Here is a 25,902-nt window from a genome sequence, read left to right as displayed (position 1 = left end):
CCGCGAATCGTCCCCCCGGCGGCGGGCGGCGGTGTGCCGCCGGTGCCGGGGAGTGGGCGGTCACTCCCCGGCACCGTAGAGCGGCGTCGGCGGCGTACGCCCGCAGGCGCGTCGGCCGGCCGGGCCGATCCGCCCGTACGGGTGACCCGCGCCGCGGGCGTCACAGTTTCGCCCAGGCCTCCGTCAGCACGGTCCGCAGGATGCCCTCGATGTCGTCGAAGAGCGCCTGGTCGGAGATCAGCGGCGGGGCGAGCTGGACGACCGGGTCGCCGCGGTCGTCGGCGCGGCAGTACAGGCCGTTGTCGTAGAGCGCCTTGGACAGGAAGCCGTACAGGACGCGCTCGGTCTCCTCGTCGGTGAAGGTCTCCTTGGTGGCCTTGTCCTTGACCAGCTCGATGCCGTAGAAGAAGCCGTTGCCGCGGACGTCGCCGACGATCGGCAGGTCGCGCAGCCGGTTCAGGGTGCCGAAGAAGCCCGCCTCCTGGTCCAGCACGTGCTGGTTGAGGCCCTCGCGCTCGAAGATGTCGAGGTTGGTCAGCGCGACCGCGGCCGACACCGGGTGGCCGCCGAAGGTGTAGCCGTGCAGGAAGGTGTTGCCGCCGCGGTAGAAGGGCTCGGCGAGGCGGTCGGAGACGATGCAGGCGCCGATCGGCGAGTAGCCGGACGTCATGCCCTTCGCGCAGGTGATCATGTCCGGCACATAGCCGAACTTCTCGCAGCCGAACATGGTGCCGAGCCGGCCGAACGCGCAGATCACCTCGTCCGACACCAGCAGGACGTCGTAGGTGTCGCAGATCTCCCGGACCCGCTGGAAGTAGCCGGGCGGCGGCGGGAAGCAGCCGCCGGCGTTCTGCACCGGCTCCAGGAAGACCGCAGCGACCGTCTCGGGGCCCTCGAAGAGGATCTGCTGCTCGATCTGGTCCGCCGCCCAGCGGCCGAACGCCTCGGGGTCGTCGCTGTGGATCGACGCCCGGTAGATGTTGGTGTTGGGCACCTTGCGGGCGCCCGGCACCAGCGGCTCGAACGGCGCCTTGAGGGCCGGCAGCCCGGTGATGGACAGCGCGCCCTGCGGGGTGCCGTGGTAGGCGACGGCCCGCGAGATGACCTTGTACTTCGTGTGGTTGCCGGTCAGCTTGTGATACTGCTTCGCCAGCTTCCACGCCGTCTCGACGGCCTCGCCGCCGCCGGTGGTGAAGAAGACCTTGTTCAGGTCGCCCGGCGCGTAATGGGCGAGCCGCTCCGCCAGCTCCACGGCCTTGGGGTGCGCGTAGCTCCACACCGGGAAGAACGCCAGCTCCTGGGCCTGCTTGTAGGCGGTCTCCGCCAGTTCGTGCCGCCCGTGGCCGGCATTGACCACGAAGAGCCCGGACAGGCCGTCGATGTAGCGCTTGCCGTGGTCGTCGTAGATGTACGTGCCCTCGCCGCGGACGATCGTCGGCACAGGGGTGTTCTCGTAGTCCGACATCCGGGTGAAGTGCATCCACAGGTGGTCGTACGCCGTCTTCGACAGGTCTGCGCTCATGGCTATCTGGTTCCCCAGGTGTAGGTCTGCTTCCGGAGCTTGAGGTAGACGAAGCTCTCGGTGGACCGCACGCCGGGCAGCGCGCGGATCCGCTTGTTGATCAGCTCCAGCAGATGGTCGTCGTCCTCGCACACGATCTCGGCGAGCAGGTCGAAGGAGCCGGCGGTGATCACCACGTACTCGACCGCGTCCAGCGCCGCCAGCGCCTCCGCGACCGGGTCGATGTCGCCCTCGACGGTGATGCCGACCATCGCCTGCCGCCGGAATCCGACGGTGAGCGGGTCGGTCACCGCGACGATCTGCATGACGCCCTGGTCGAGCAGCTTCTGCACCCGCTGCCGCACCGCGGCCTCCGACAGGCCGACGGCCTTGCCGATCGCCGCGTAGGGGCGGCGGCCGTCCTCCTGGAGCTGCTCGATGATCGCCTTCGACACCGCGTCTATCGACGGCGACGTGCCGTTCATGTCACGTGTGGCCACGCGCCCCACTGTGCAGGAGAGGTCGACGGTCCCGCAAGCCCTGGACGATGAAATTCGTCGCCGGGTGCTGCTTTGGGTACCGATTCGGTTGTCGGTGGATGTTGGGTATGTCGAATACCGCAGTCCTGCGGCTAAGCTGGGTGTTGTCTCAGTGCGTGGACACCCGACACAGCACCACGATCCGGACGACCAGGGAGCAATCGCCGTGACCGAACTCCGTACTCTGCGCAACTACATCGACGGAGAATTCCGTGCCGCCGCGGACGGACGGACCACCGAGGTGGTCAACCCGGTGACCGGCCATGCGTACGCCACCGCGCCGCTGTCCGGCGCCGACGACGTGGACGCGGCCATGGCCGCCGCCGCCGAGGCCTTCCCGGGCTGGCGCGACACCACGCCGTCGGACCGGCAGAAGGCGCTGCTGCGGATCGCCGACGCGATCGAGGCGCGGGCCGCCGAGATCGTCGCCGTCGAGAGCGAGAACACGGGAAAGCCGATCGGTCTGACCACGACCGAGGAGATCCCGCCCATGGTGGACCAGATCCGCTTCTTCGCGGGCGCCGCGCGGATGCTGGAGGGCCGCTCCGCGGGTGAGTACATGGAGGGCATGACCTCCATGGTCCGGCGCGAGCCGGTCGGGGTCTGCGCGCAGGTCGCGCCCTGGAACTACCCGATGATGATGGCGGTGTGGAAGTTCGCCCCCGCCATCGCCGCGGGGAACACGGTGGTGCTCAAGCCGTCCGACACCACACCGGCCTCCACCGTGCTGCTCGCCGAGATCCTGGGCGAGCACCTGCCCAAGGGCGTCTTCAACGTGGTCTGCGGCGACCGCGACACCGGCCGCCTCATGGTCGAGCACCCGGTGCCAGCGATGGCGTCCATCACCGGCTCGGTCAGGGCCGGCACGGAGGTCGCCGGGTCCGCCGCCAAGGACCTCAAGCGCGTCCACCTCGAACTGGGCGGCAAGGCGCCCGTGGTGGTGTTCGAGGACGTCGACATCCCGCGCGCCGTCGAGGACATCTCGGTGGCCGGCTTCTTCAACGCCGGCCAGGACTGCACCGCCGCCACCCGGGTCCTGGTGCACGAGTCGATCCACGCGGAATTCACCGCCGCCCTGGCCAAGGCCGCCGCCGACACCAAGACCGGGCTGCCGGACGACGAGGACGTGCTGTACGGCCCGCTCAACAACGCCCGCCAGCTCGACCAGGTCAGCGGCTTCATCGAGCGCCTCCCCGCGCACGCCAGGATCGAGACCGGCGGCCACCGGGTCGGCGAGCAGGGCTACTTCTACGCGCCGACCGTCGTGTCCGGGCTGCGGCAGGACGACGAGATCATCCAGCGCGAGGTCTTCGGCCCGGTCATCACCGTCCAGTCCTTCACCGACGAGGAGCAGGCCCTCACCTGGGCCAACGGCGTGGACTACGCGCTGGCCTCCTCGGTGTGGACCAAGGACCACGCCCGCGCGATGCGGATGTCCAAGCGGCTGGACTTCGGGTGCGTGTGGATCAACACCCACATCCCGCTGGTCGCGGAGATGCCGCACGGCGGCTTCAAGCAGTCCGGCTACGGCAAGGACCTGTCGGGCTACGGGTTCGAGGACTACACGCGGATCAAGCACGTGATGACGTCCCTGGACTAGGCCCGGTCCCGGTGGCCCCCGGCGCCGCGAGGCGCGGGGGGCCCGGTCAGGCGCTGCAGGGCCGTCAGGCGGTTGGTGGTGACCGAGTCGACGCCCAGCGCCAGCAGGCGGCGCATCGAGCGCGGCCAGTCGGCGGTCCAGGCCGCCACCAGCAGGCCGCGCTCGCGGGCGTAGCCGACCGTCGCGGCGTCGATCAGGCCGAAGCGCAGATTCAGCCAGCGCGGCGCCACCGCCGCGAGCAGCGCGGGCGCGGGGCGCGCCGAGGTCTTCCAGGTCAGCGCGATCTCCGCGGCCGGGTCCGCGTCCCGCACGGCACGCATCGCGGTCGCCTCGCCGCAGTAGTAGACCCGCTCTCCGGCCCCCGCGTCCCGGACCGCGGCGAGAGCGGGGGCCGCCTGCTCGGCGCCGGTCAGGTCGAGCAGCATCCGGCCGCGCTCATGCCGCGCCAGCTCGGCGAGCGCCTCGGCCAGCGTCGGCACCTGCCCGCCGGTGAGGTCGCGGACCTCGTCGCGGGTGAGCCCGAGCACCGCCCGCTGGTGGCCCCACAGGCGCTCCAGCGTCGGGTCGTGCAGCAGCACCGGCACGCCGTCCCCGGTCACCCGGACGTCGACCTCCACCGCGTCCGCGCCCTTGAGCAGCGCGGAGCGCACCGAGGGCAGGGTGTTCTCGCGGTGCGCGTACGGATCGCCCCGGTGGGCGACGGTCACCGCCATGCGGCGGCGTACGCGTCGATCTCGGCGGCGAGCCGCGTCTTGCCCGCCGCGTCCAGGAACGACGCCTCCACGGCGTTCCTGGCCAGCCCCGCCACCCCGTGGTGGTCCAGCCCCAGCAGCCGCGCGGCGACCGCGTACTCCGTGTTGAGGTCGGTGCCGAACATCGGCGGGTCGTCGCTGTTGACGGTGACCAGGACGCCCGCCGCGACCATGGCCCTTATCGGGTGCTCGTCGAGCGTGGCGACCGCCCGGGTGGCGATGTTGGAGGTCGGGCAGACCTCCAGTGGGATACGGTGCTCGGCCAGGTGGTCGAGCAGCCGCGGGTCGCCCGCGGCGCTGGTGCCGTGGCCGATCCGCTCGGCGCCCAGCTCGCGCAGCGCGTCCCAGATGGTCTCGGGGCCCGTGGTCTCCCCGGCGTGCGGCACACTGTGCAGCCCGGCCGCCCGCGCCCGGTCGAAGTACGGCTTGAACTGCGGTCGCGGCACCCCGATCTCGGGCCCGCCCAGGCCGAACGACACCAGTCCGTCGGGGCGCAGGTCCAGCGCGAGCCGCAGCGTCTCGTCCGCCGAGGGCAGCCCCGCCTCGCCGGGGATGTCGAAGCACCAGCGCAGCGTCACCCCCAGCTCCGCCTCGGCCGCCTTGCGGGCGTCCTCGATCGCCGCCATGAATTCCCGCTCCGGGATGCCGCGCCGGGTGGAGCTGTACGGCGTCACGGTCAGCTCGGCGTAGCGGACGTTCTGCCGCGCCATGTCCCGGGCCACCTCGAAGGTGAGCAGCCGTACGTCCTCCGCGTCCCTGATCAGGTCCACCACCGACAGGTAGACCTGGATGAAGTGCGCGAAGTCCTGGAATTTGAAGTATTCGGCGAGCGCCGCGGGATCGGCCGGCACCGCCGAGTCCGGGTGCCGGGCGGCCAGTTCCGCGACAATGCGCGGGGAGGCGGACCCCACGTGGTGGACATGCAGCTCGGCCTTCGGCAGCCCGGCGATGAAGGCGTCGAGGCCGCGTGCGGGAGCGCTGTCGGACATGCGGGGTCCTCCTGGACAGGGGCGCGGATACGGCGTGCGGTGCCGCCTCATCGTAGAACGGCCCCCGCGGCCCGCTCAGCGGCGTACCGCGTCCAGCGCCAGCAGCGCCACATGCAGTGACAGGCACGACTCGACCTGGTCCAGGTCCACGCCGAGCACCTGCTCCACCCGGCGCAGCCGGTCGTAGAACGACGGCCGGGACAGATGGGCCGCGTCGGCCGCCGCCGACTTGTTGCGGCCGCAGCTCAGATACGCGCGCAGGATGCGGATCAGGTCGGTGCCGTGCTCGGCGTCGTGGGAGAGCAGCGGCCCGATCTCGCGCTCGACGTACGTCTGGACCCGCGCGTCGTCCCGCAGCAGGTGCAGCAGGCCGCGCAGCCGGATGTCGGGCAGCCGGTAGTAGCCCCGGGTGCCGCCGCCCGCGGGCTCGCCGTGCACCGCCGCGTCGGCGACCTGGGCCGCCTCCAGCAGGGTGCGGCGGGCGTCCCGCAGCGCGCCCACCGACGAGCCCGCCGCCATCACGAACGGCGGCCCGCCCGCCAGCGCCGCCGCCAGCCCGTCGAGCGCGGCCCGCTCCTCGTCGTGCGGCCCGAGTGAGACCAGGACGCCCACCGAGCCGTCGTCCAGCGCGCCGGTCAGCGCGGTCAGGCCGCGCTCGCGCACGGTGAGCGCGGCGTGCTCGGTGAAGTCCCGCAGCCGGGCCTGCGCCTCCAGCGCCGCGGACGGCTGCCCGCCGCGCTGCCGCAGCAGGACGCCGACCAGCCGGCGGCCCTCCAGCGGCACGCCCAGCGCCCGCGCCCGCAGCGCCACGTCGGAGACGGTCAGTGCGTGGGTGAGGATGCCGGACAGCAGGGTGCGGTGCGTCTGGCGCTCCAGGGACTCCCGGTCGCGGTCCAGCAGCCGGCCCAGCGCCAGTGTCGCGGCGGCGCGCTCCAGCAGCACGGTGTGCCGGCGCGGACCCGTACCGCCGGGCAGCACCAGCCGCCCCCAGTCGCTGCCGCGCGCCCCGACCGCGGTGACCAGCCAGCCGGACCGCTCGTCGTAGCCGGTGCGCCCGGGCGGCGCGACCGCGCGGGAGCGCCGCTCCCAGCCGTCCAGCAGCGCCTGCGGGTCGCCGCCCGCGGGGTCGAAGGCCAGCACCTGGTGCGAGAGGTTCTCCAGCACCACCGCGGCGCCGGCCATCCTGGCCACCTCGCGGACCACGTCGGCGGCGTCCGCGCCCTCGACGGCCAGCTCGTTGAACGTCTGGTGCGCCTCCTCCGAGGCGCGCAGCTCGGCGTACTGCCGGTTGACCACCAGGGCGTGCACCGCCTCGGTCACCGCCACGAAGCGCACCTCGCGGTGCAGCGCGATCAGCGGAAGGCCGCGCCTTTCCGCGGCCCTGACCAGGGCCTTCGGGAGGGCGTCCGGGTAGCGCCTACCCAGCTCCACGACCAGCCCCGCGGCGCCGACGTCGGCGAGCGCGTCGGCGTACGCGGCCAGGGCGGCGCGGTCCTCGGGGAACATGACGCCGGTGGTCAGCACGAGTTCGCTGCCGCTGAGCATGGGGGCGATGTCGGGGAGTTCGCTGATGTGCACCCAGCGGACGGTGCCGGTCAGGCCGGCGGCCCCGGCCACCACTTCCGGGCGGCCCGCCCGGAGGATGTCCAGGGCCAGGATGTCGGCGACGCAAGTCACTGGCGTGCGGCCTCCTCGGGTTGTGCGTTGCCGTTGCGGTGGCGTGTCCTTGTGCGGTCCGGGCGCGCACTTCCTCGCGACCCTCGGTGGGTGCCACGTGCGGTGGCGTCGCCATCTTCTCCGCCGTTCTGGTTGCGCGCGCAGTTCCCCGCGCCCCTGGGTGGGTGCCCCTTGCGGTGGCGTTACCCGTGCGGGCCGGTGGGGGCGGCGGGCAGTTCCTCCCCCAGAGCTCCGCCTGGGGGGACCCCCACCACAGCTTCGCGGGGACCCCCACCAGAGCTCCGCGGGGACCCCCACCACAGCTTCGCCCGGGGGGAACTCCGGCCGGAGCTTCGGCCGGGACCCCGGCCGGAGTTTCGCCCGGGGTCCCCCCGGCGCCTCCCGGTGGGGGTGCCGCGAGGGGTGGGCTCCAGTATCCGTCGAAGACATCCTCGTAGACACAGATTTCGTCGCGTAACCAAAAGGCAACAACGGAATCCCTTGTTGGAGGGAGTCTCCTCTGTCAGGATCAGCCACCAATCCGGGCTTTGGCCACGCTGTCGGGCGACCGGGACGCGCGGGGCACGGAGGCGAGGAGAGCGTGATGCACCACGTGAGAGACGTGGCCGAGCGGTTCGACCGCGGCGCGCAGTACATCGCGGGCGAGCAGCGGGCCGGCACCTCGGGCGCGACGTATTCCGTCGTGGACCCCGCGCACGGGCGGACCGTGCTGACGTACGCGACGGCCGGACCTGCGGATGTGGACGACGCCGTGGCGGCGGCGAAGGCCGCGCTGCCCGGATGGGCCGGGTTGACACCGGGCGAGCGCTCCGGGGCGCTCCAGCGGCTGGCCGCCGCCCTCGACGCGCAGGCCGAGGAGCTGGCCCGCACCGAGACCCTCCAGTGCGGCAAGCCGATCCGGCTGAGCACGGAATTCGACGTGCCCGGCACCGTCGACAACACCGCCTTCTTCGCCGGCGCCGCCCGCCATCTGGAGGGCGTGGCCGCGGCCGAGTACAGCGCCGACCACACCTCGTACGTGCGCCGCGAGCCGGTCGGGGTCGTCGGGTCGATCGCGCCGTGGAACTACCCGCTGCAGATGGCCGCGTGGAAGATCCTCCCGGCGGTCGCGGCGGGCAACACGGTGGTGCTCAAGCCCGCCGAGAACACCCCGCTGACCAGCCTGATGTTCGCGCGGGCCGCGACCGCGGCGGGGATGCCCGCCGGGGTGGTCAACATCGTCAGCGGCACAGGACCTGTCGCCGGCGAACACCTCGTCGCGCACCGGGACGTGGCCATGACGTCGTTCACCGGCTCGACCGCGGTGGGCCGCCGCATCGCCGCCATCGCCGCGGGCGGGGTGAAGCGGCTGCACCTCGAACTCGGCGGCAAGGCGCCCTTCGTGGTCTTCGACGACGCCGACCTCCAGGCCGCGGCCGAGGGCGCGGTGGCCGCCGCGCTGATCAACGGCGGCCAGGACTGCACCGCCGCGACCCGCGCCTATGTCCAGCGCCCGCTGTACGACGCCTTCGTGGCCGCCGTCGCCGACCTGATGGCCACCGTGCGGCTCGGCGACCCCTTCGACCCGGCCACCGACCTCGGCCCGCTGTCGTCCTTCGCGCACCGCGACCGGGTCGCGGGCGTCGTCGACCGGGCCAGGGCGTACGCCACGGTCGTCACCGGCGGCGACGACGGCGGGGAGCGCTTCGCGGCGGGCGCGTACTACCGGCCGACGCTGATCACCGGGGCGCCGCAGGACAGCGAGGCGGTGCAGAGCGAGATCTTCGGCCCGGTCCTGGCGGTGCTGCCCTTCGACAGCGACGACCAGGGTCTCGCGCTGGCCAACGACAGCCCCTACGGTCTTGCCGCCTCCGCCTGGACCCGCGACGTCTTCCGGGCCGGGCGGGCGAGCCGGGAGCTGGCGGCGGGCTGCGTATGGATCAACGACCACATCCCGATCGTCAGCGAGATGCCGCACGGCGGCACCAGGTCATCCGGCTTCGGCAAGGACATGTCCCACTACTCCTTCGAGGAGTACACGCAGGTCAAGCACGTGATGTACGACAACACCGCGGTAGTGCGCAAGGACTGGCACCGCACGGTGTTCGCAGACCGATAACCCCCGCGAAGGCCCCGACACCGGAGGGCATCACCCATGGAGCAGTACGAGCCCCTGTCCCCGCCGCTGCGTGCGGCCATGCAGCGCAGCATGACGGGCGGACGCGGCGCGATGGGCCGGCGGACGCTGCTGCGCGCCGCGGGACTCGGCGCGGCCGGCGCCGCGGGCCTGACCGCCTGCGGCATACCCGCGGCCGGCCGCACCGGCGACAGCGTCGCGTCCACCGACCACTCGGCCCAGGAGAAGACCGTCGACTTCTCCAACTGGACCGAGTACATCGACGTCTCGGACGACGGCAAGCACCGCCCGACCCTGGAGGCGTTCGCCAAACGCACCGGCATCAAGGTCAAGTACACCGAGGACATCAACGACAACGTCGAATTCTTCGGCAAGATCAAGCCGCAGCTGTCCGCGGGCCAGGACACCGGCCGCGACCTGATGGTGCTCACCGACTGGCTGGCCGCCCGGATGATCCGGCTCGGCTGGGTCCAGCAGCTGAACCCGGCGCATCTGCCGCACGCCTTCGCCAACCTCGAACAGCGCTTCCGCAGCCCCGACTGGGACCCCGGCCGCGCCTACTCCTACCCCTGGCAGGGCATCGCCACCTGCATCGCGTACAACAAGAAGGCCACCAACGGCCGGAAGGTCACCTCGATCTCGCAGCTGCTCGACGACTCCTCGCTCAAGGGCCGGGTCGCGATGCTGTCCGAGATGCGCGACACCATCGGCATGACACTGCTCGACATGGGCCACAAGCCGGAGACCGTCACCGAGGACACCTATGACGCGGCGGTGGCCCGGGTGCAGAAGGCCGTCGACAACCAGCAGATCCGCAAATTCACCGGCAACGACTACACCGACGGCCTCAGCAAGGGCGACATCGCCGCCTGCGTCGCCTGGGCGGGCGACCTGGTCCAGCTGCGGATCGACGACCCGGACATCGAGTACGTCTTCCCCGACGCCGGATTCCTCTTCTCCACCGACAACCTGCTGATCCCCGCGAAGGCCCGGCACAAGACCAACGCCGAACGCCTCATCGACTACTACTACGAGCCGCAGGTCGCCGCCCAGGTGTCGGCGTACATCGCGTACGTGTGCCCGGTGGCCGGGGTGAAGCCATACCTGGCCAAGATCGACCCCTCGCTGGCCACCAACCCGCTGATCCTCCCGGACGCCGCGATGGACGCCAAGTCGCACAGCTTCCGCTCCCTCAGCGAGGACGAGGACACCCGCTACGAGGAGAAGTTCTCCAAGCTCATCGGCGCCTGACCCGAGGACATCTGCCATGACGACCGCAAGCACCGCAGCACCCGGCGACGCCGTCCGCCTCACCGGGCTCAGCAAGACCTACGGGTCCTTCACCGCTGTCCACCCGCTGGACCTCGCCGTCCCCGCGGGCTCCTTCTTCGCGCTGCTGGGCGCGTCGGGCTGCGGGAAGACCACCACCCTGCGGATGATCGCCGGCCTCGAGGACCCCACCGCGGGCTCCGTCGCGCTCGGCGGCCAGGACGTCACCGCCCTGCCGCCGTACAAACGCCCCGTCAACACGGTCTTCCAGAACTACGCGCTCTTCCCGCACCTGGACATCTACGAGAACGTCGCCTTCGGCCTGCGCCGCCGCGGCATCAAGTCGATCAAGCAGCAGGTCGGCGACATGCTGGACCTGGTGCAGCTCGGCGGGTTCGCCCGCCGCAAACCGCACCAGCTCTCCGGCGGCCAGCAGCAGCGCGTCGCGGTGGCCAGGGCGCTGATCAACAAGCCCGAGGTGCTGCTGCTCGACGAGCCGCTCGGCGCCCTCGACCTCAAGCTGCGCCGCCAGATGCAGCTGGAGCTCAAGCGCATACAGACCGAGGTCGGCATCACCTTCATCCACGTCACCCACGACCAGGAGGAGGCCATGACGATGGCCGACACCGTCGCGGTGATGAACGGCGGCCGGGTCGAGCAGCTGGGCGGCCCCGCCGACCTCTACGAGAACCCCGGCTCCACCTTCGTCGCGAACTTCCTCGGCACCTCCAACCTCATCGAGGCCGAGGTCACCGGCGTCTCGGGGGACGACATCCAGCTGGTCTCCGCGGGACAGCGCCTCACCCTGCCCGCCGCCCGGTGCGCCGCCGAGGTCGCCACCGGCGGCACCGTGCTCGCCGGGGTCCGCCCGGAGAAGATCACCCTGGCCCACCGGGACGACCAGGACGCGATAGCCGACGGCCGCAACCGGGTGCCGGGACGGATCGTCGACTCCAGCTTCATCGGCGTCTCCACCCAGTACGTGATCGACAGCCCGGTCTGTCCGGAGCTGGAGGTCTTCGTGCCCAACGTCGAACGCGACGGGCGGCTCATACCCGGCGCGCCCGTCGTCCTGCACTGGAATCCCGCGCACACCTTCGGCCTCGACGCGGCCCAGGACATCGACGCCGGGCTCGACTCGGACGCCGCCGCCGACGACGCTGCCGGCGACGCCGCCCGCGCCAAGTCCGCGCCGGCCAGGACCGCGCGGGGCGGCGCGGCGGACGCCGACCAGGACGGCGCCGCCGCGGGGGCCGCCGTATGAGCGCCGCCACCGCACAGGCCGCCGGGCCGCCGCCGCCCGCCGCGCCGGGATCCGCGGCCACGCCCGCCGCGCCCCGCCGTACGGCCGGGCGGCGCCGGCTGACGCCGTATCTGCTGCTGCTCGCCGGCGCCGCCTGGCTGCTGGTCTTCTTCGTCGCCCCGATGGTCTACCAGGCCTCGACCTCCGTGCAGACCGGATCGCTCGACAAGGGCTTCAAGGTCACCTGGCACTTCGCGACCTACTGGGACGCGCTGCGCGAGTACTGGCCGCACTTCCTGCGGTCGCTGCTCTACTCCGGCATCGCCACCGCGGCCTGCCTGGCGATCGGCTACCCGCTGGCGTACATGATCGCCTTCCGGGCCGGTCGCTGGCGCAATGTGGTGCTGGTGCTGGTGATCGCGCCCTTCTTCACCAGCTTCCTGATCCGCACGCTGGCCTGGGAGACGATCCTGGCCGACCAGGGGCCCGTGGTGTCCTTCCTGAACACGGTGCACCTCCTGGACGTCACCTCGTGGCTGCACATCACCCAGGGCGACCGGGTGCTGGCCACCCCGCTCGCGGTGGTCTGCGGGCTGACCTACAACTTCCTGCCGTTCATGATCCTGCCGCTCTACACCTCGCTGGAGCGGATCGACGGGCGGCTGCACGAGGCGTCGGGCGACCTGTACGCGACGCCTTTCACCACCTTCCGCAAGGTGACCTTCCCGCTGTCGCTGCCCGGTGTGGTCGCGGGCACCCTGCTGACCTTCATCCCGGCGTCCGGCGACTACATCAACGCCGAGTTGCTGGGCTCCACCAACCAGAAGATGATCGGCAACGTCATCCAGTCGCAGTTCCTGCGGGTGCTGGACTACCCGACAGCCGCCGCGCTGTCCTTCATCCTGATGGCGGCCATCCTCGCGATCGTCACCGTCTACATCCGCAAGGCCGGGACGGAGGAGGTGGTCTGATGCAGTCACGTCCGATGCGCTGGCTGCGCAGGAACGTGGTGGTGATCGCGGGCGTGCTCGCCCTCGGCTACCTCATCCTGCCCAACCTGGTGGTGCTGGCCTTCTCCTTCAACAAGCCCAAGGGGCGCTACAACTACACCTGGAACCGCTTCTCCACCGACGCCTGGCAGCACCCCTGCGGCGTCGCCGACATGTGCGGCTCGCTCACCCTGAGCCTGCGGCTCGCGGTCTACGCCACCATCGGCGCGACCGTGCTGGGCACCATGACCGCCTTCGCGCTGGCCCGCTACCGCTTCCGCGGCAGGGCCGCCACCAACATGCTGATCTTCCTGCCCATGGCGATGCCCGAAGTCGTGATGGGCGCCTCGCTCGGCACGCTCTTCCTCAACATGCGGATCCGCTTCGGCTTCTGGACGATCCTGATCGCGCACATCATGTTCTGCCTGAGCTTCGTGGTCGTCGCGGTCAAGGCCCGCATCATGAGCATGGACCCGCGCCTGGAACAGGCCGCCCAGGACCTCTACGCCACCCCGGCGCAGACCTTCCTGCGGATCACGCTGCCGCTGGCGGCGCCCGGCATCGCGGCGGGCGCGCTGCTGTCCTTCGCCCTGTCCTTCGACGACTACATCATCACCAGCTTCAACGCGGGCAGCACCGTGACCTTCCCGATGTTCGTCTGGGGCTCCGCGCAGCGCGGCACACCGGTGCAGGTCAATGTGATCGGCACGGCGATGTTCGTGATAGCGGTGCTGCTGGTGGTGGCCGGCCAGCTGATCGGCGGTCGCCGCAGGGGGGCGCGCACCTGACCGCGGGCCGGCCCGCACCGGCCCGGCCGCCCGCACACGTACCCGTACCGCCCGTACCGCCCGCACTCGTACCGCCCGCACACGTACCACCGGAGGAGCCATGGACCCGGCCGCCCGCTCGCTCGCCGACGCAGAGCAGACGCCGTACTGGCTGGACGACCCCGCCCGGCCGGCCGCGCGGGCGGCGCTGACCGGCGAGGAGGACTGCGACCTGCTGGTGGTCGGCGGCGGCTACACGGGGCTGTGGACGGCGCTGCTGGCCAAGGAGCGCGACCCGGACCGCGACGTGGTGCTCATCGAGGGGGCCAGGGTCGGCTGGGCTGCCTCCGGGCGCAACGGCGGCTTCTGCGCCGCCAGCCTCACCCACGGCATGCTCAACGGCCTGGCCCGCTGGCCGGACGAATTCCCGCTGCTCCAGTCGCTGGGCGAGCGCAACCTCGACGCCATCGAGGACGCGGTCGCCCGGCACGGCATCGACTGCGAGTTCGAGCGCACCGGCGAGATCGACGTGGCCACTGAGCCGTACCAATATGCCGAGCTGCGCGAAGCCGCCGCAATTGCCGCGGAAAACGGTGTCGGGGTCGAACTGCTCGACCGCGACCAGGTACGCGCCGAGGTCGACTCGCCCACCTTCCACGGCGGCCTGTACGACCGGCGCGGCGTCGCGATGCTGCACCCCGCCAAACTCGTCTGGGGCCTCCAGCGGGCCGCCGAGCGGCTCGGCGTACGGATCTACGAACGCACCCCCGCCACCGCCATGGTCAGGCACCGCGCCGCCATGGCCGTCCGCACCCCCTACGGCCGGGTGCTGGCCCACCGGGTCGCGCTCGCCACCAACGCCTTCCCCTCCCTGGTCCGCCGGGTCCGCCCCTACACCGTCCCGGTCTACGACTACGCCCTGGTCACCCAGCCGCTCACCGGCGCCCAGCGCGACGCGATCGGCTGGCGCGGGCGGCAGGGCCTGGGCGACAGCGCCAACCGCTTCCACTACTTCCGGCTCACCGCCGACCAGCGCATCCTGTGGGGCGGCTACGACGCGGTCTATCCACGCGGCGGCCGGATGAGCACCGACCACGACCACCGCCCCGAGACCTACCGCACCCTGGCCCGGCACTTCTTCACCTGCTTCCCGCAGCTCGAAGGGCTCGCCTTCAGCCACGCCTGGGGCGGCGCCATCGACACCTGCACCCGCTTCTCCGCCTTCTTCGGCACCGCCTGGTCCGGCCGGGTCGGGTACGCGGCCGGCTACACCGGGCTCGGGGTCGGCGCCAGCCGCTTCGGCGCCGAGGTGATGCTCGACCTGCTGGCCGGCGAGGCCACCGAGCGCACCCGGCTCGACATGGTGCGCAGGAAGCCGCTGCCCTTCCCGCCCGAGCCCTTCGCCTCCGCCGGGATCGGCCTGACCCAGTGGTCGCTGGCCCGCGCCGACCGCTCCGAGGGCCGGCGCAATCTGTGGCTGCGCACCATGGACCGCGCCGGGCTCGGCTTCGACAGCTGACGCCGGGAGGCGGTGTGAGCCGCCTCGCTACCGACGAGTAGCGAAACCCGCGTAATAGCGGACCGCCCGCGCCCTCTCTCCCGTGACAGCAGTCGTCACGCGGTAGAAGGAGGGGCCGGCATGGGCAGCGCCGGAGCGAAGAGTGCGGTCGAGTGGTTGGTGTCGGTGGCGCAGGACCCGGAGGGCGCCCGCTGGGAATGGGAGCGCAATCCGCTCGGGGTGGTGCTGCTGCCCGCCGGGCGGATGTGGGACGTGCTGATCCTCGGCAGCGAGCTGGGCTATCCCACCCTGGACGTCCTCACCCGGCTGGTGGGCCGGCCGGGCCCGGTGCTCGCCGACTTCGGCGACGCCCGGATCGGTTTCTTCGTCCCGCCGGGCACCGCGGCGCGCTGGCTGGGCACCGGCGTACGGGCCGTGGGCCGCGGGACCTGGATCGTGGTGCCCTATCCGGGGCGGCCCACCGGCGGGGTGCGCTGGCTGGTGCCGCCGGACGGCACCGGGCACCTCACCGACCCGGTGGTGCTCGAACTGGCCATGCACGAGGCGGCGGCGCAACTGGCCGGGGGCTGACCCGGCCCGGGGCGCCGGCGTTGACGCCCTGTAAGGCGGATCCGGTGTCCGCCGACAGCGTGGTGCTTGTGAGCCGGCGGCCGTGTGGCGACACTGGCGGGGACGACGACGGAAGGGTCATCCCCGTGACGAGCCCCCAGCACATCACCCACTGGATCGCCGGCCGCCCCTGGACCGGCACCGCCGAGCGGCGCGGCGACGTCTACGACCCCGCCACCGGTGAGGTCGGCGCGCAGGTCGACTTCGCCGCGGACGACGTCGTCGACCAGGCGGTCAGCGCCGCGCTCGACGCCTTCGGCCAGTGGCGGCACGCCTCGGTCGCCAAGCGGTCCTCGGTCCTCTTCGCCTTCCGCGAGCTGCTCAACGCCCGCACCGAGGAACTGGCCGCGATCATCGTCGCCGAGCACGGCAAGGTGCACTCCGACGCCCTCGGCGAGATCGCCCGCGGCCTGGAGGTCGTCGAGTACGCCTGCGGCATCCCGCACCTGCTCAAGGGCGGCTTCACCGAGCAGGCGTCCAGCGGCATCGACGTCTACTCCATCCGGCAGCCGCTCGGCCCGGTCGCGGTCATCTCGCCGTTCAACTTCCCGGCGATGGTCCCGATGTGGTTCTTCCCGCTCGCGATCGCCGCCGGCAACACCGTGGTCGTCAAACCGTCCGAGAAGGACCCCTCCGCGGCGAACTTCCTGGCCGGCCTGTGGCGCGAGGCCGGGCTGCCCGACGGCGTCTTCAACGTCGTCCACGGCGACAAGCCCACCGTCGACCGGCTGCTGGAGCACCCCGACATCAAGGCGGTCTCCTTCGTCGGCTCCACGCCGATCGCCCGCTACGTCTACGAGACGGCGACGCGCTACGGCAAGCGCGTCCAGGCCCTCGGCGGCGCCAAGAACCACATGCTCGTGCTGCCCGACGCCGACCTCGACCTGGCCGCGGACGCCGCCGTCAACGCCGGATTCGGCGCCGCGGGGGAGCGCTGCATGGCGGTGTCGGTCCTGGTCGCCGTGGACCCGGTCGGCGACGACCTGGTCGAGCGGATCAGGCAGCGCATCGCCCGCCTCACCGTGGGACCCGGCTGCGCGCCCGGCTCCCAGATGGGGCCGCTGGTCACCGGCGCCCACCGCGACAAGGTCACCTCCTACCTGGACGCGGGCGTCGCCGACGGCGCTGACCTGGTCGTCGACGGCCGCAAGCACCCGCTGTCCGACGACGCCGCCGACAGCGGCTTCTGGCTCGGCCCGACCCTCTTCGACCAGGTACGCCCCGGCATGTCCGTCTACGACGACGAGATCTTCGGCCCGGTGCTCTCCGTGGTCCGCGTGGCGAGCTACGACGACGGCCTCGCCCTGATCAACGCCAACCCCTACGGCAACGGCACCGCGCTGTTCACCAACGACGGCGGCGCCGCCCGCCGCTTCCAGCACGAGGTCGAGGTCGGCATGGTCGGCATCAACGTGCCCATCCCGGTGCCCGTCGCCTACTACTCCTTCGGCGGCTGGAAGTCCTCGCTCTTCGGCGACACCCACGCCTACGGCGAGGACGGCGTGAAATTCTTCACCCGCGGCAAGGCCGTCACCCAGCGCTGGCTCGACCCGTCACACGGCGGAATCAACCTCGGATTCCCCACCAACAGCTGAACCCCCGGCGGCGCGCGCGGCCCTGTCGGCCGCCCGCGCCGCCGCCGTACGCACCACTGCCTCAGCCGCCGCGACCGCCGACAGCAGCGCCGCCACCAGGCACCAGCTGGCCACGACGTCCAGCGGCCAGTGGTAGCCGTGCCACACCAGGGCCGCGCCCACCGCGGCGGCCAGCAGCACCGCCGCCGCGGCCACCGTCCGGCGCACCCACGTACGCCGGACGAAGGGCAGCACCAGCAGCGCCGCCGCACCGATCGCGACCGACGAGGTCGCCGTGTGCCCCGAGGGGAAGAAACCCGCGTAGCCGTTCGGCCCCAGGTGCACCTTGCCGGGGGCGGCCCTGCCCACCGCCGACTTCACACCGCCGACGACCAGCGGCACCGCCGCCATGGCCACGGCGGCGGTCAGCGGCGGCAGCCACCACAGCGGCCGGCCGCCCACCTTGCCGCGTACACCGGCGTACAGCACCGCCGCCAGCAGCAGCGGCACCGCGATCTGCACATTGCCGAGGTCGGAGAGCGCCTGCGCCGTGCCGCTCAGCGCCGGACGCGCCGCCGAGGCGCGCTGGAACCAGCCGAGCACCGCCCAGTCCCGGTCCACCAGCGGCCCGTTGTCCGACACCTGCCAGGTGATCAGGACGAAAAGGGCGACGCCGGCACAGAAGGCCGCGGCGAGCGCGATCAGCGGCCGGACAGCAGAACGCCGCCCCGGAACAGGGGGGAGAGTTCCGGGGCGGCCATGACGATCGCCGTACCGCGCGTCCCGGGGGGTGTGGGACGAGCGGCGGACCGATCGGCGAGGTGTGCCGGGGCCACCATCGGACCCGGCGATTTCGTGCGCGAGGGCACTGCCGTGCCGGTGACGGGGAATCACCGGCCCGTTGTCACTCGTCGCCGACTCCTCCGGAGCCGGCCCCGAGCGGGGTGTTCTGGTGAAACCGTACGTCACGCCGAGGGACGCAGGGCGCCCGATCACCCCTCCGCCATCAGGCCCCCACACGTTCTTCACGAGCCCCGCTTCCTGCCGCACCTCACACCCCGGCGAAGGCCTCCTCGATGATGTCGAGACCCTCGTTCAACAGATCCTCCCCGATCACCAGCGGCGGCAGAAAGCGAAGCACGTTGCCGTACGTCCCACAGGTGAGCACCACCAAGCCATTTGCATGACACGCTTTGGCCACCGCGGTCGTCAGCGCCGGGTCCGGCTCCGTCGTTCCGGGCCGCACCAGCTCGACCGCGATCATGGCGCCGCGCCCGCGGACCTCGCCGATCGCCGGGTACTTCTCCTGCAGCGCCCGCAGCCGGGCCGTCATGACCTCGCCGATCCGCCGCGCCCGGGCGGGCAGGTCCAGCTTCTTCATCGTCTCGATCGCGCCCAGCGCCGCGGCGCAGGCCACCGGGTTGCCGCCGTAGGTGCCGCCCAGGCCGCCCGAGTGGGCCGCGTCCATGATCTCCGCCCGCCCGGTGACCGCGGCCAGCGGCAGGCCGCCCGCGATGCCCTTCGCGGTGGTCACCAGGTCCGGCACCACACCCTCGTCCTCGCACGCGAACCACTGCCCGGTCCTGCAGAAGCCGGTCTGGATCTCGTCCGCCACGAAGACGATCCCGTTGTCCTTGGCGAACTGCGCCATCCGGGGCAGGAAGCCCTTCGCCGGCTCGATGAAGCCGCCCTCGCCCGCGATCGGCTCGATCACGATCGCCGCGACGTGCTCGGCGCCGATCTGCTTGGTGATGATGTCGATCGCCTGCGCCGCGGCCTCCTCGGCCGCGTTCTCGGGACCGGTCAGCCAGCGGTAGCCGTACGCCAGCGGCACCCGGTAGACCTCGGGCGCGAACGGGCCGAAGCCCTCCTTGTACGGCATGTTCTTCGCCGTCAGCGCCATCGTCAGGTTGGTGCGACCGTGGTAGCCGTGGTCGAAGACCACGACCGCCGGGCGCTTGGTGTAGGCGCGGGCGATCTTCACCGCGTTCTCCACCGCCTCGGCGCCGGAGTTGAACAGCGCGGACTTCTTGGCGTGGTCGCCGGGGGTGAGCGCGTTCAGCTGCTCGGCGACCTCCACGTAGCCCTCGTAGGGCGTGATCATGAAGCAGGTGTGGGTGAAGTCGGCCAGCTGCTCGGTGGCCCGGCGCACCACCTCGGGCGCGCTGTTGCCCACCGACGTCACCGCGATGCCCGACCCGAAGTCGATCAGCCGGTTGCCGTCCACGTCCTCGACCACTCCGCCGCCGGCCCGCCGCACGAACACCGGCAGCGTCACCCCCACCCCGTCGGCGACCGCCGCGGACTTCCTGGCCAGCAACTCCTGCGACTTCGGCCCCGGCACGGCGGTGACCAGCCTGCGCTCCTGCGGCAATTCGCTCATGACGGGCATTCTCCTCAAGCTGCTCGACAGCGCTCCATCCGGACGCCCCCCGAGGCTAGGCCGCCCCACCCGCCCCCCGCATACGCCGAACGGTCACACTCCCCGGCGGGTCTTCGCCGGATCGTCCAGTGCCAACGCCTCCGGCGGCGGGCGCGGGGGCGGGGGCTGGGGGTCCGCCGTGCCGGGGTGCCGGGTGCCGGGTGCCGGGTGCCGGCGTGCGGCCAAGATCCTTTCGTTGGGCGTAGCGGCTCGACTACATTGTGCGCATCGGCGGCGACGAGGGGCAGACGCGCCATGGATGCCATGGATTACGAGGGCACACAACGCTACGGCCAAGGGCGGCCGGGCGCCGGTCCGCCCATCCCACCGTCCACGCCACCGAGGCCGACCAGCCCCGTCCCCCGTCCGACCGTGCCTCCGCCGATGCCGGCCAAGGCCCCGCCTGCCTCGGCCCTGGAAGCCTGGCTGCGCACCCCGCGCGCGGCGGACGCGCCCGGCATCTACGGGTTCGGGCACACACCGCGCCCCAAGCCCGACCCCCGTCAGCTGCCCGCCAGACGGCTGCTCGGCGGCGCACTGCTCAGCCTGCTGGTCGGACTGCTGGTCTGGTCGATGTTCCGGGACGGCTACTTCGACTTCTGGATCTGGCCGGCGATATGGGTCACGCCCGACCACTGGCGCAGCGGCGCGGGCGGCGACACCAACGCCTTCAACGCCGTCACCCGCGTCTGGGCGGTGGTGTGCACCCTGGTCCTCGCCTGGATCTGCGCCAGGGTCGGGAACTGGGGCCAGGTGTGGCGCCGCTTCGTGACGCCCGCGCTGCGCAAGCTCATCGATGAGCCCGACGGCCCCACCGCTGCCGCCGACGCCGGTGTGCCCGACCTCGTGGAGTGGCCGGAGCTGCGCGCGGCGCAGCGGCACGCCCTCGCCGACCGGCTCGCCGCCGAGGTGCGCACCGGCCGGATGAACGACGTCGACTACACCCGGATCCGCCGCGCCTGGGGCGGGGTGCTGGCCGACCCCGGCAGGCTCGGCGCCTTCACCGACCAAGTGCTGCGCGACGGCGGCGAGGCCTGCGGCCATCCGTCGGGTGCCAGGGACGTCCCCTACCGCGGTGCGCCCCACGACCTGCTGACCCGGCAGGTGCGGATCGGCCGTGGCATCGACGACGACCGCAACCCGTACCAGCACCGCGGGTCCGCCATCGCGCTCGATCCGACGCTGCTGGGCACCGGGCTGCTCGCGGTGGGCCCCTCCGGCTCGGGCAAGACCCGCCAGGTGATGCGGCCGGTCGCGGAATCGCTCTGCCTCCAGGCGCTGGCGGGACAGGCCGCGGTAGTGGCTGTCGGAGCGGCCGGAGCCGACCTCGGCCCCGCCGACGCCTACGACGTGGTCATCTCCCTCGCCGACCCGGCGTCCCGCTACGACCTCGACCTGTACGGCACCGACGACCCCGACGCGGCGGCCGGGACGCTCGCGGAAGCGCTGATCGACGCGCAGAGCGGTGGCGGCACCGGGGACGTACGCCGGGCGACGACCGCACTCAGCCAGATCCTCGGCCCTTACCTCGCCGCGCGCGGCCGCTTCCCCGCCATCCCCGAACTGCGCGAACTGCTCGACGGCACCCCGCATGCCTTCGCCGCCCTGCGCGACGCGCTCGACGCTGCCGGAGCGCCGGGGATGGCGAGGGAACTGGACGCCCGTGAACGGCAGACCGCCCAGCGCGGCGACATCGGCCCGCTGCTCGCCGACCGGGTCTCGCTGCTCGACCGGCCCGCCTTCGCCGGATTCTTCGATGTGACGGGCCGCTCCCGGCCCTTCTCCATGCGCGCCCTCGAACACCCGGTGCGGGTCCGTATCGACCTGCCCCAGCACGGCCACGCCGAGGCCGCCCGGATCCTGGTCAGGCTGGTGCTCGCCCAGTTCACGGCGGCGGCCGTCGCGCGGCGCGACAGGTCGCTCTTCGCCTGCCTGGTGCTGGACGACGCCGCCCACACGATCACGCAGGAGTCGGTGCGCGGGCTGGCGCGGCTGCGCTCGGCGAACGCCGGGGTCGTGATGGCCCTGCGGACGCTGGACGACGTGCCGGAGGCCCTGCGGACGGCGCTGCTCGGCGTGATGGGCTGCCGGATGGCGATGTCCGGGGTGACCACCTGGGACGGGAAGCGTTTCGCCGAGGCGTGGGGGACCACCTGGGTGGAGACCAGGGACATCACCCGGACTCCTGACCAGTCCGGCGGTCTGCCCAGGCGGCTCAGCCGCGGTGTGCGGAAGCTGTTCACCGGAGAAGCCGTCACCACCGAGTCGGTGACCGTCAGGGAAGTGGAGCGGGAGCGGTGGTCCGCTTCGGATCTGGCGCATGCGGTGCCGGCCGGGCACGCGGTGCTGTCGTTGACGGCCACGACCGGGGAGCACGCGCCGCCGATCCTGCTGGACCTGCGGGGGTGAAGGGGGGCTCACGGGGCGGCTCGCGGTGAGCGGTGCGGCACAATTGACAGGGGCGACCATTCCCGGTCGGCCGAAATCCAGCGATTGCCGGTATCTGGTCGTATGCCCCTCACCCTCGCCTCCCTCGTGCACCACTCGGCGCTCAAGCTGACCGTCCTCGCCGGCAAGGACCGGCTGGACTCGGAGGTGCGCTGGGTGCACACCAGCGAACTGGACGACCCGGGTCCGTATCTCGACGGCGGCGAGCTGCTGCTCACCACCGGGCTCAAGCTGGAGGTCGGCGACCCCAAGTCGATGCGCGGCTATGTACGGCGGCTGACCGAGGCCAAGGTCGTCGGGCTGGGCTTCGGCGTGGGGGTCGGGCACGACATGGTGCCCGACGCCCTGGTGGAGGCGGCCACGCAGGCCGGGCTGCCGCTGCTCGAAGTGCCCCGCAAGACGCCCTTCATCGCGATCAGCAAGACCGCGTCCGCGGCGCTCGCGGCCGACCGCTACAAGGCGGTGACCGCGGGCTTCGAGGCCCAGCGGGAACTGACCAGGGCCGCGCTGGCCGCCGACGGCACCGCTGCGCTGCTGTCCCGGCTGGCCGCCCACCTCGACGGCTGGGCCGCGCTCTACGACGCCTCGGGCGCGGTGCTGGCCGCCGCCCCGGACTGGGCGGGCCGCCGCGCCGCCCGGCTGGCGGGCGAGATCGACCGGCTGCGGGACATCCAGGGGCCGGCCGGCGCCGCCGTCGCGGGCGGGGCGGGCAGCGAGGACCGGGTCGAGATCCAGTCGCTGGGCACCGGGCGCCGCCCGCGCGGCTATCTCGCGGTCGGCACCGAGGAGCGCCTCGACACCTCCGCGCGCTACGTCGTGCACGCCGCCGTCGCCCTGCTGACGCTGTCGCTGGAGCAGTCCCGCACCCTCCAGGACGCGCACACCCGGCTGGCCGCCGCGCTGCTGCGGATGCTGCTCGCCGGTGAGACCGGGCACGCCCGCAGCGTGGCGGGCGCGCTCTACCGCACGCTGCTCGAACACCCGGTGCGGGTGCTGATCGCCGAGCCCTCGGACGCCCAGCGCGGGCCCGAGGCGCTCGCGAGGCTGGCGGAGCGCGTCGACTCCGCCGCCGCCCGCTCGGGCGACCCGCTGCTGGCGATCCAGGACGGTACGCGGCTGGTCGTGCTGGCCGCCCGGGACGCCACCGCGCTGGCCGCCGCCGCCGACCTGGCGGAGGCCGAGGACGCGCTCGCCGCGGGGCTGTCGGCGGCCGTAACGCCCGAGGAGGTGCCCGAGGCGCACCGGCAGGCCGAGCGGGCGCTGGCCGTCGCGGTCCGCAGGGGCCGCAACCTGGTCGAGCACGGCGAGGTCGGCGCCGGGTCGGTGGTGCCGCTGCTGGCCGAGGACGCCGTGCGCGCCTTCGCCGAGGGCCTGCTGCGGCCGCTGCGCGAGCACGACGCCACCTCGCGCGGCGACCTGGTCGCCTCGCTGCACGCCTGGCTGTCGCACCACGGCCAGTGGGACGCCGCCGCGGCCGACCTCGGTGTGCACCGGCACACCCTGCGCTACCGGATGCGGCGGGTCGAGGAGATCCTCGGCCGCTCCCTGGACGACCCGGACGTCCGGATGGAACTGTGGCTGGCCATCAAGACCGAGGCCGAGGCCCACTCGTGACACCGGCGGACGGCGCGTTGTGCCTTACCGGCCGTGCCGCCACCGTGTCCGCCCTCTGACACCCGCGGAAGACGCGCCGGGATCACCCCCCCGCCCGCACCGCCGCAGGTCCGAGGCCCGCCTCCGGCACCCCGCGGACAGCGCCTTACGGCGCCGGCGGCGCCTCCGCGTCGGGTGCGGGGGCAGGGGCGGCGGCGCGGCGGGCCGCGAGGTCCCAGGACAGCCGTACGGTCAGCCCCGCCTCCGTGCCTGCCTCGGCGATGACGCCGAGCAGCTGGCCCGACTTCACGGCGAGCTTGAGGCCGAACTCGACCTCGAAGGCGTCGGGGGAGCCCGCGGCGCCGCCCTCGGCGATGGTCTGCGCGGCCCAGCGGCCGATGCCGCGTACGGTATCCCGCACGCCTTCCAGCGTGAGGGTGACCGCCGAGCCCATCGCGGCGGCCCGGGAGCGTACGCCGATGTCGTCATAGGCGCCGGTCTCGTCGGGGTGCTGGAAAGGCACCTCGCCGACGATCTCCGCCTCCACCGTCGAGCCGTCGTCCAGTGCGATCGTGACCGTCTGCGCCATCGCCCGTCCCCTCCCCGTGCCGGGGCGCCAGGATAGAGGCAGCGACCGCCTCCGGGTGCGGGTTCCGGCTCTCACGACCCCGGAAGGGCGCAGGACGGCGCTGGCCATTCCGTAGCGTGCGGGCGTACGCGTACTCCGCCGTGGACAACGTGCCGCGCCGCCGCCCGCGCCTACCGTGACAGGGAGCGACACCCGCGACAGAAGGGCGGAACCCCCGTGACGACCGCAGCTCCGTACGCGTTCTGGCTGGCGGGCCGCCAGGCCACCGGCACGGACTCCTTCGATGTGACGAGCCCCTGGGACGGCGCCCTGGTCGGCCGGGTGAGCGTGCCGGACGACGCGCAGGTCGAGGAGGCGGTCGCGGCGGCGGTCGCGGCGGAGCCGGCGTTCTCGGCGACGCCCGCGCATGTGCGGGCCGCCGCGCTCGACCACGTCTCGAAGCGGCTGGCCGAGCGCGCCGAGGAGATCGCCCGGCTCATCACCGCGGAGAACGGCAAGCCGCTGAAGTGGTCGCGGGGCGAGGTCGGCCGTGCGGTGTCGGTCTTCCGCCTGGCCGCCGAGGAGGCCCGCCGCTTCAATTCCGGCGAGATGCAGCGGCTGGACACCGACCAGGGCGGGGTGGGGCGGCTCGCGCTGACCCGGCGCTTCGGGCGCGGCACCGTGCTGGGCATCGCACCGTTCAACTTCCCGCTGAACCTGGTGGCGCACAAGGTCGCCCCGGCCCTCGCGGTCGGGGTGCCGATCATCCTCAAGCCCGCCCCCGCGACCCCGCTGTCGGCGCTGCTGCTCGGCGAGATCCTGGCCGAGGCCGAGGGGCTGCCGGCCGGCTCCTGGAGCGTGCTGCCGGTGCCCAACGACCGGATGCCCGCGCTGGTGCGGGACCCGCGGCTGCCGGTGATCTCCTTCACCGGCTCCGACACCGTGGGCCACGCCATCGCCGACTCGGTGCCGCGCAAGCACGTCACCCTCGAACTCGGCGGCAATGCGGCGGCCGTGGTGCTCGCCGACTGGTCCTCGGAGGCCGACCTGGACTGGGCGGCCGGCCGGATCGCCACCTTCGCCAACTACCAGGGCGGCCAGTCCTGCATCTCGGTGCAGCGGGTCATCGCCGACGCGGCAATATACGACGCCCTGGCCGAGCGCATCGTCGCCAAGGTCCGCGAGCAGGTCACCGGCGACCCGGCGGACGGCGCCACCGACGTCGGCCCGCTGGTCAGCGAAGCCGCGGCCATACGTGTCGGGCAGTGGGTGGACGACGCCGTCGGCAAGGGAGCCAAGCTGCTGGCCGGCGGGACCCGCGACGGGGCGACCTACGCCCCGACCGTGCTGGCCGACCTGCCCGCCGACGCGGTGCTGGCCACCGAGGAGGCCTTCGGCCCGGTCCTGTCACTGCATCGGGTCAACGGCGCCGAGGAGGCCTTCGCGGCCGTCAACGACTCCCGCTTCGGCCTGCAGACCGGCGTCTTCACCCACGATCTGCAACTGGCCTTCCGCGCCCACCGCGAGCTGGAGGTCGGCGGTGTGGTCATCGGCGACGCGCCCTCCTACCGCGCCGACCAGATGCCCTACGGCGGGGTCAAGGACTCCGGCACCGGGCGCGAGGGCGTGAAGTACGCGATGGACGACTACACCTACGAGCGCGTCCTGGTGCTCACCGGCCTCGACCTGTGACCGCCGGCCGCGGCGGGTGACCGCCCGCCGCGGCG

Annotated in this window: 20 protein-coding genes; 12 read left to right on the top strand and 8 right to left on the bottom strand. The window is 72.8% G+C overall.

Annotated elements, in window-relative coordinates; all coding sequences use genetic code 11:
- Nucleotides 1–160: 160 nt before the first annotated feature.
- Complete coding sequence (locus OHA86_RS09690; protein ID WP_329174170.1) at nucleotides 161–1,522, bottom strand: aspartate aminotransferase family protein; 1,362 nt, start codon at nucleotides 1,520–1,522, stop codon at nucleotides 161–163.
- A gap of 2 nt (nucleotides 1,523–1,524) precedes the next feature.
- The gene (locus OHA86_RS09685; RefSeq protein ID WP_329182342.1) at nucleotides 1,525–1,986 is read right to left on the bottom strand and encodes an Lrp/AsnC family transcriptional regulator; all 462 of its coding nucleotides are present in this window, start codon (nucleotides 1,984–1,986) and stop codon (nucleotides 1,525–1,527) included.
- Between the two features lie 220 nt (nucleotides 1,987–2,206).
- Here OHA86_RS09685 and OHA86_RS09680 point away from each other — a divergent pair, with 220 nt between their 5' ends.
- Nucleotides 2,207–3,640, top strand: a complete 1,434-nt coding sequence (locus tag OHA86_RS09680) for a gamma-aminobutyraldehyde dehydrogenase (RefSeq protein WP_329174169.1) — start codon at nucleotides 2,207–2,209, stop codon at nucleotides 3,638–3,640.
- Here OHA86_RS09680 and OHA86_RS09675 read toward each other — a convergent pair.
- The 3 genes from OHA86_RS09675 to OHA86_RS09665 all read right to left on the bottom strand — a co-directional run bounded on the left by OHA86_RS09675 (nucleotide 3,637) and on the right by OHA86_RS09665 (nucleotide 7,058).
- Nucleotides 3,637–4,353, bottom strand: a complete 717-nt coding sequence (locus OHA86_RS09675; RefSeq protein WP_329174168.1) for a glycerophosphodiester phosphodiesterase — start codon at nucleotides 4,351–4,353, stop codon at nucleotides 3,637–3,639. The two genes, OHA86_RS09680 and OHA86_RS09675, sit on opposite strands and share 4 nt — an antisense overlap.
- The gene (locus OHA86_RS09670; RefSeq protein WP_329174167.1) at nucleotides 4,344–5,381 is read right to left on the bottom strand and encodes an adenosine deaminase; all 1,038 of its coding nucleotides are present in this window, start codon (nucleotides 5,379–5,381) and stop codon (nucleotides 4,344–4,346) included. Before OHA86_RS09670 ends, OHA86_RS09675 begins: the two co-directional genes overlap by 10 nt.
- A gap of 75 nt (nucleotides 5,382–5,456) precedes the next feature.
- Complete coding sequence (locus OHA86_RS09665; protein WP_329174165.1) at nucleotides 5,457–7,058, bottom strand: PucR family transcriptional regulator; 1,602 nt, start codon at nucleotides 7,056–7,058, stop codon at nucleotides 5,457–5,459.
- Between the two features lie 583 nt (nucleotides 7,059–7,641).
- Between OHA86_RS09665 and OHA86_RS09660 the strand changes: the two genes are divergently transcribed.
- The 8 genes from OHA86_RS09660 (at nucleotide 7,642) to OHA86_RS09625 (ending at nucleotide 17,165) form a co-directional block, all read left to right on the top strand.
- Nucleotides 7,642–9,156: a gamma-aminobutyraldehyde dehydrogenase gene (locus OHA86_RS09660; protein WP_329174163.1), complete on the top strand. Its 1,515-nt coding sequence runs from the start codon at nucleotides 7,642–7,644 to the stop codon at nucleotides 9,154–9,156.
- A gap of 36 nt (nucleotides 9,157–9,192) precedes the next feature.
- Nucleotides 9,193–10,425, top strand: coding sequence for a polyamine ABC transporter substrate-binding protein (locus tag OHA86_RS09655; protein WP_329174161.1), 1,233 nt, complete (start codon nucleotides 9,193–9,195; stop codon nucleotides 10,423–10,425).
- A 16-nt stretch (nucleotides 10,426–10,441) separates the two neighbouring features.
- Nucleotides 10,442–11,707 (top strand): ABC transporter ATP-binding protein, encoded by a 1,266-nt coding sequence (locus tag OHA86_RS09650; RefSeq protein ID WP_329174159.1) that lies wholly within the window; start codon nucleotides 10,442–10,444, stop codon nucleotides 11,705–11,707.
- Nucleotides 11,704–12,657 carry an ABC transporter permease gene (locus OHA86_RS09645; RefSeq protein ID WP_329174157.1) on the top strand — a complete coding sequence of 318 codons (954 nt, stop codon included), beginning with the start codon at nucleotides 11,704–11,706 and terminating at the stop codon, nucleotides 12,655–12,657. The genes OHA86_RS09650 and OHA86_RS09645 overlap by 4 nt, the downstream gene beginning before the upstream one ends.
- Before the next feature lie 14 nt (nucleotides 12,658–12,671).
- A complete protein-coding gene (locus OHA86_RS09640; protein ID WP_329182341.1) occupies nucleotides 12,672–13,463 on the top strand; it encodes an ABC transporter permease in 792 nt (263 codons plus the stop codon).
- Nucleotides 13,464–13,563: 100 nt separating this feature from the next.
- Nucleotides 13,564–14,961 (top strand): NAD(P)/FAD-dependent oxidoreductase, encoded by a 1,398-nt coding sequence (locus OHA86_RS09635; RefSeq protein ID WP_329174155.1) that lies wholly within the window; start codon nucleotides 13,564–13,566, stop codon nucleotides 14,959–14,961.
- A gap of 120 nt (nucleotides 14,962–15,081) precedes the next feature.
- A complete protein-coding gene (locus OHA86_RS09630; RefSeq protein ID WP_329174153.1) occupies nucleotides 15,082–15,531 on the top strand; it encodes a hypothetical protein in 450 nt (149 codons plus the stop codon).
- A gap of 119 nt (nucleotides 15,532–15,650) precedes the next feature.
- Nucleotides 15,651–17,165, top strand: a complete 1,515-nt coding sequence (locus OHA86_RS09625; protein ID WP_443071977.1) for a CoA-acylating methylmalonate-semialdehyde dehydrogenase — start codon at nucleotides 15,651–15,653, stop codon at nucleotides 17,163–17,165.
- Here OHA86_RS09625 and OHA86_RS09620 read toward each other — a convergent pair.
- Nucleotides 17,124–17,786, bottom strand: coding sequence for a phosphatase PAP2 family protein (locus tag OHA86_RS09620; RefSeq protein ID WP_329174151.1), 663 nt, complete (start codon nucleotides 17,784–17,786; stop codon nucleotides 17,124–17,126). The two genes, OHA86_RS09625 and OHA86_RS09620, sit on opposite strands and share 42 nt — an antisense overlap.
- A gap of 409 nt (nucleotides 17,787–18,195) precedes the next feature.
- Nucleotides 18,196–19,527, bottom strand: coding sequence for a 4-aminobutyrate--2-oxoglutarate transaminase (gene gabT, locus OHA86_RS09615; RefSeq protein WP_329174150.1), 1,332 nt, complete (start codon nucleotides 19,525–19,527; stop codon nucleotides 18,196–18,198).
- Between the two features lie 303 nt (nucleotides 19,528–19,830).
- Here gabT and OHA86_RS09610 point away from each other — a divergent pair, with 303 nt between their 5' ends.
- Together OHA86_RS09610 and OHA86_RS09605 are read left to right on the top strand one after the other, a co-directional pair.
- Nucleotides 19,831–21,975: an ATP-binding protein gene (locus OHA86_RS09610; RefSeq protein ID WP_443071976.1), complete on the top strand. Its 2,145-nt coding sequence runs from the start codon at nucleotides 19,831–19,833 to the stop codon at nucleotides 21,973–21,975.
- A 102-nt stretch (nucleotides 21,976–22,077) separates the two neighbouring features.
- Nucleotides 22,078–23,628 (top strand): PucR family transcriptional regulator, encoded by a 1,551-nt coding sequence (locus OHA86_RS09605; protein ID WP_329174148.1) that lies wholly within the window; start codon nucleotides 22,078–22,080, stop codon nucleotides 23,626–23,628.
- A gap of 145 nt (nucleotides 23,629–23,773) precedes the next feature.
- Here the strand turns inward: OHA86_RS09605 and OHA86_RS09600 are convergent, their stop codons facing one another.
- Nucleotides 23,774–24,196 carry a CU044_2847 family protein gene (locus OHA86_RS09600; protein ID WP_329174146.1) on the bottom strand — a complete coding sequence of 141 codons (423 nt, stop codon included), beginning with the start codon at nucleotides 24,194–24,196 and terminating at the stop codon, nucleotides 23,774–23,776.
- Between the two features lie 216 nt (nucleotides 24,197–24,412).
- Between OHA86_RS09600 and OHA86_RS09595 the strand changes: the two genes are divergently transcribed.
- On the top strand, nucleotides 24,413–25,867 hold the full coding sequence (locus OHA86_RS09595; protein WP_329174145.1) for an aldehyde dehydrogenase family protein: 1,455 nt from the start codon (nucleotides 24,413–24,415) through the stop codon (nucleotides 25,865–25,867).
- Nucleotides 25,868–25,902: the final 35 nt, after the last annotated feature.

The sequence above is a fragment of the Streptomyces sp. NBC_01477 genome (genome assembly GCF_036227245.1).
Classification (GTDB): Bacteria; Actinomycetota; Actinomycetes; order Streptomycetales; family Streptomycetaceae; genus Actinacidiphila.
Note: the sequence above shows the minus strand (reverse complement) of the source record. Positions and strands in the feature narration are given on the sequence as shown.

Excerpts from the sequence above, each read along its gene's own strand:
- gabT (WP_329174150.1), bottom strand. The coding sequence starts at position 19,527 with ATGAGCGAATTGCCGCAGGAGCGCAGGCTGGTCACCGCCGTGCCGGGG.
- OHA86_RS09670 (WP_329174167.1), bottom strand. The coding sequence starts at position 5,381 with ATGTCCGACAGCGCTCCCGCACGCGGCCTCGACGCCTTCATCGCCGGG.
- OHA86_RS09605 (WP_329174148.1), top strand. The coding sequence starts at position 22,078 with ATGCCCCTCACCCTCGCCTCCCTCGTGCACCACTCGGCGCTCAAGCTG.
- OHA86_RS09640 (WP_329182341.1), top strand. The coding sequence starts at position 12,672 with ATGCGCTGGCTGCGCAGGAACGTGGTGGTGATCGCGGGCGTGCTCGCC.
- OHA86_RS09645 (WP_329174157.1), top strand. The coding sequence starts at position 11,704 with ATGAGCGCCGCCACCGCACAGGCCGCCGGGCCGCCGCCGCCCGCCGCG.
- OHA86_RS09635 (WP_329174155.1), top strand. The coding sequence starts at position 13,564 with ATGGACCCGGCCGCCCGCTCGCTCGCCGACGCAGAGCAGACGCCGTAC.
- OHA86_RS09685 (WP_329182342.1), bottom strand. The coding sequence starts at position 1,986 with ATGAACGGCACGTCGCCGTCGATAGACGCGGTGTCGAAGGCGATCATC.
- OHA86_RS09675 (WP_329174168.1), bottom strand. The coding sequence starts at position 4,353 with ATGGCGGTGACCGTCGCCCACCGGGGCGATCCGTACGCGCACCGCGAG.
- OHA86_RS09690 (WP_329174170.1), bottom strand. The coding sequence starts at position 1,522 with ATGAGCGCAGACCTGTCGAAGACGGCGTACGACCACCTGTGGATGCAC.
- OHA86_RS09630 (WP_329174153.1), top strand. The coding sequence starts at position 15,082 with ATGGGCAGCGCCGGAGCGAAGAGTGCGGTCGAGTGGTTGGTGTCGGTG.
- OHA86_RS09600 (WP_329174146.1), bottom strand. The coding sequence starts at position 24,196 with ATGGCGCAGACGGTCACGATCGCACTGGACGACGGCTCGACGGTGGAG.
- OHA86_RS09655 (WP_329174161.1), top strand. The coding sequence starts at position 9,193 with ATGGAGCAGTACGAGCCCCTGTCCCCGCCGCTGCGTGCGGCCATGCAG.
- OHA86_RS09610 (WP_443071976.1), top strand. The coding sequence starts at position 19,831 with ATGGATTACGAGGGCACACAACGCTACGGCCAAGGGCGGCCGGGCGCC.
- OHA86_RS09650 (WP_329174159.1), top strand. The coding sequence starts at position 10,442 with ATGACGACCGCAAGCACCGCAGCACCCGGCGACGCCGTCCGCCTCACC.
- OHA86_RS09660 (WP_329174163.1), top strand. The coding sequence starts at position 7,642 with ATGCACCACGTGAGAGACGTGGCCGAGCGGTTCGACCGCGGCGCGCAG.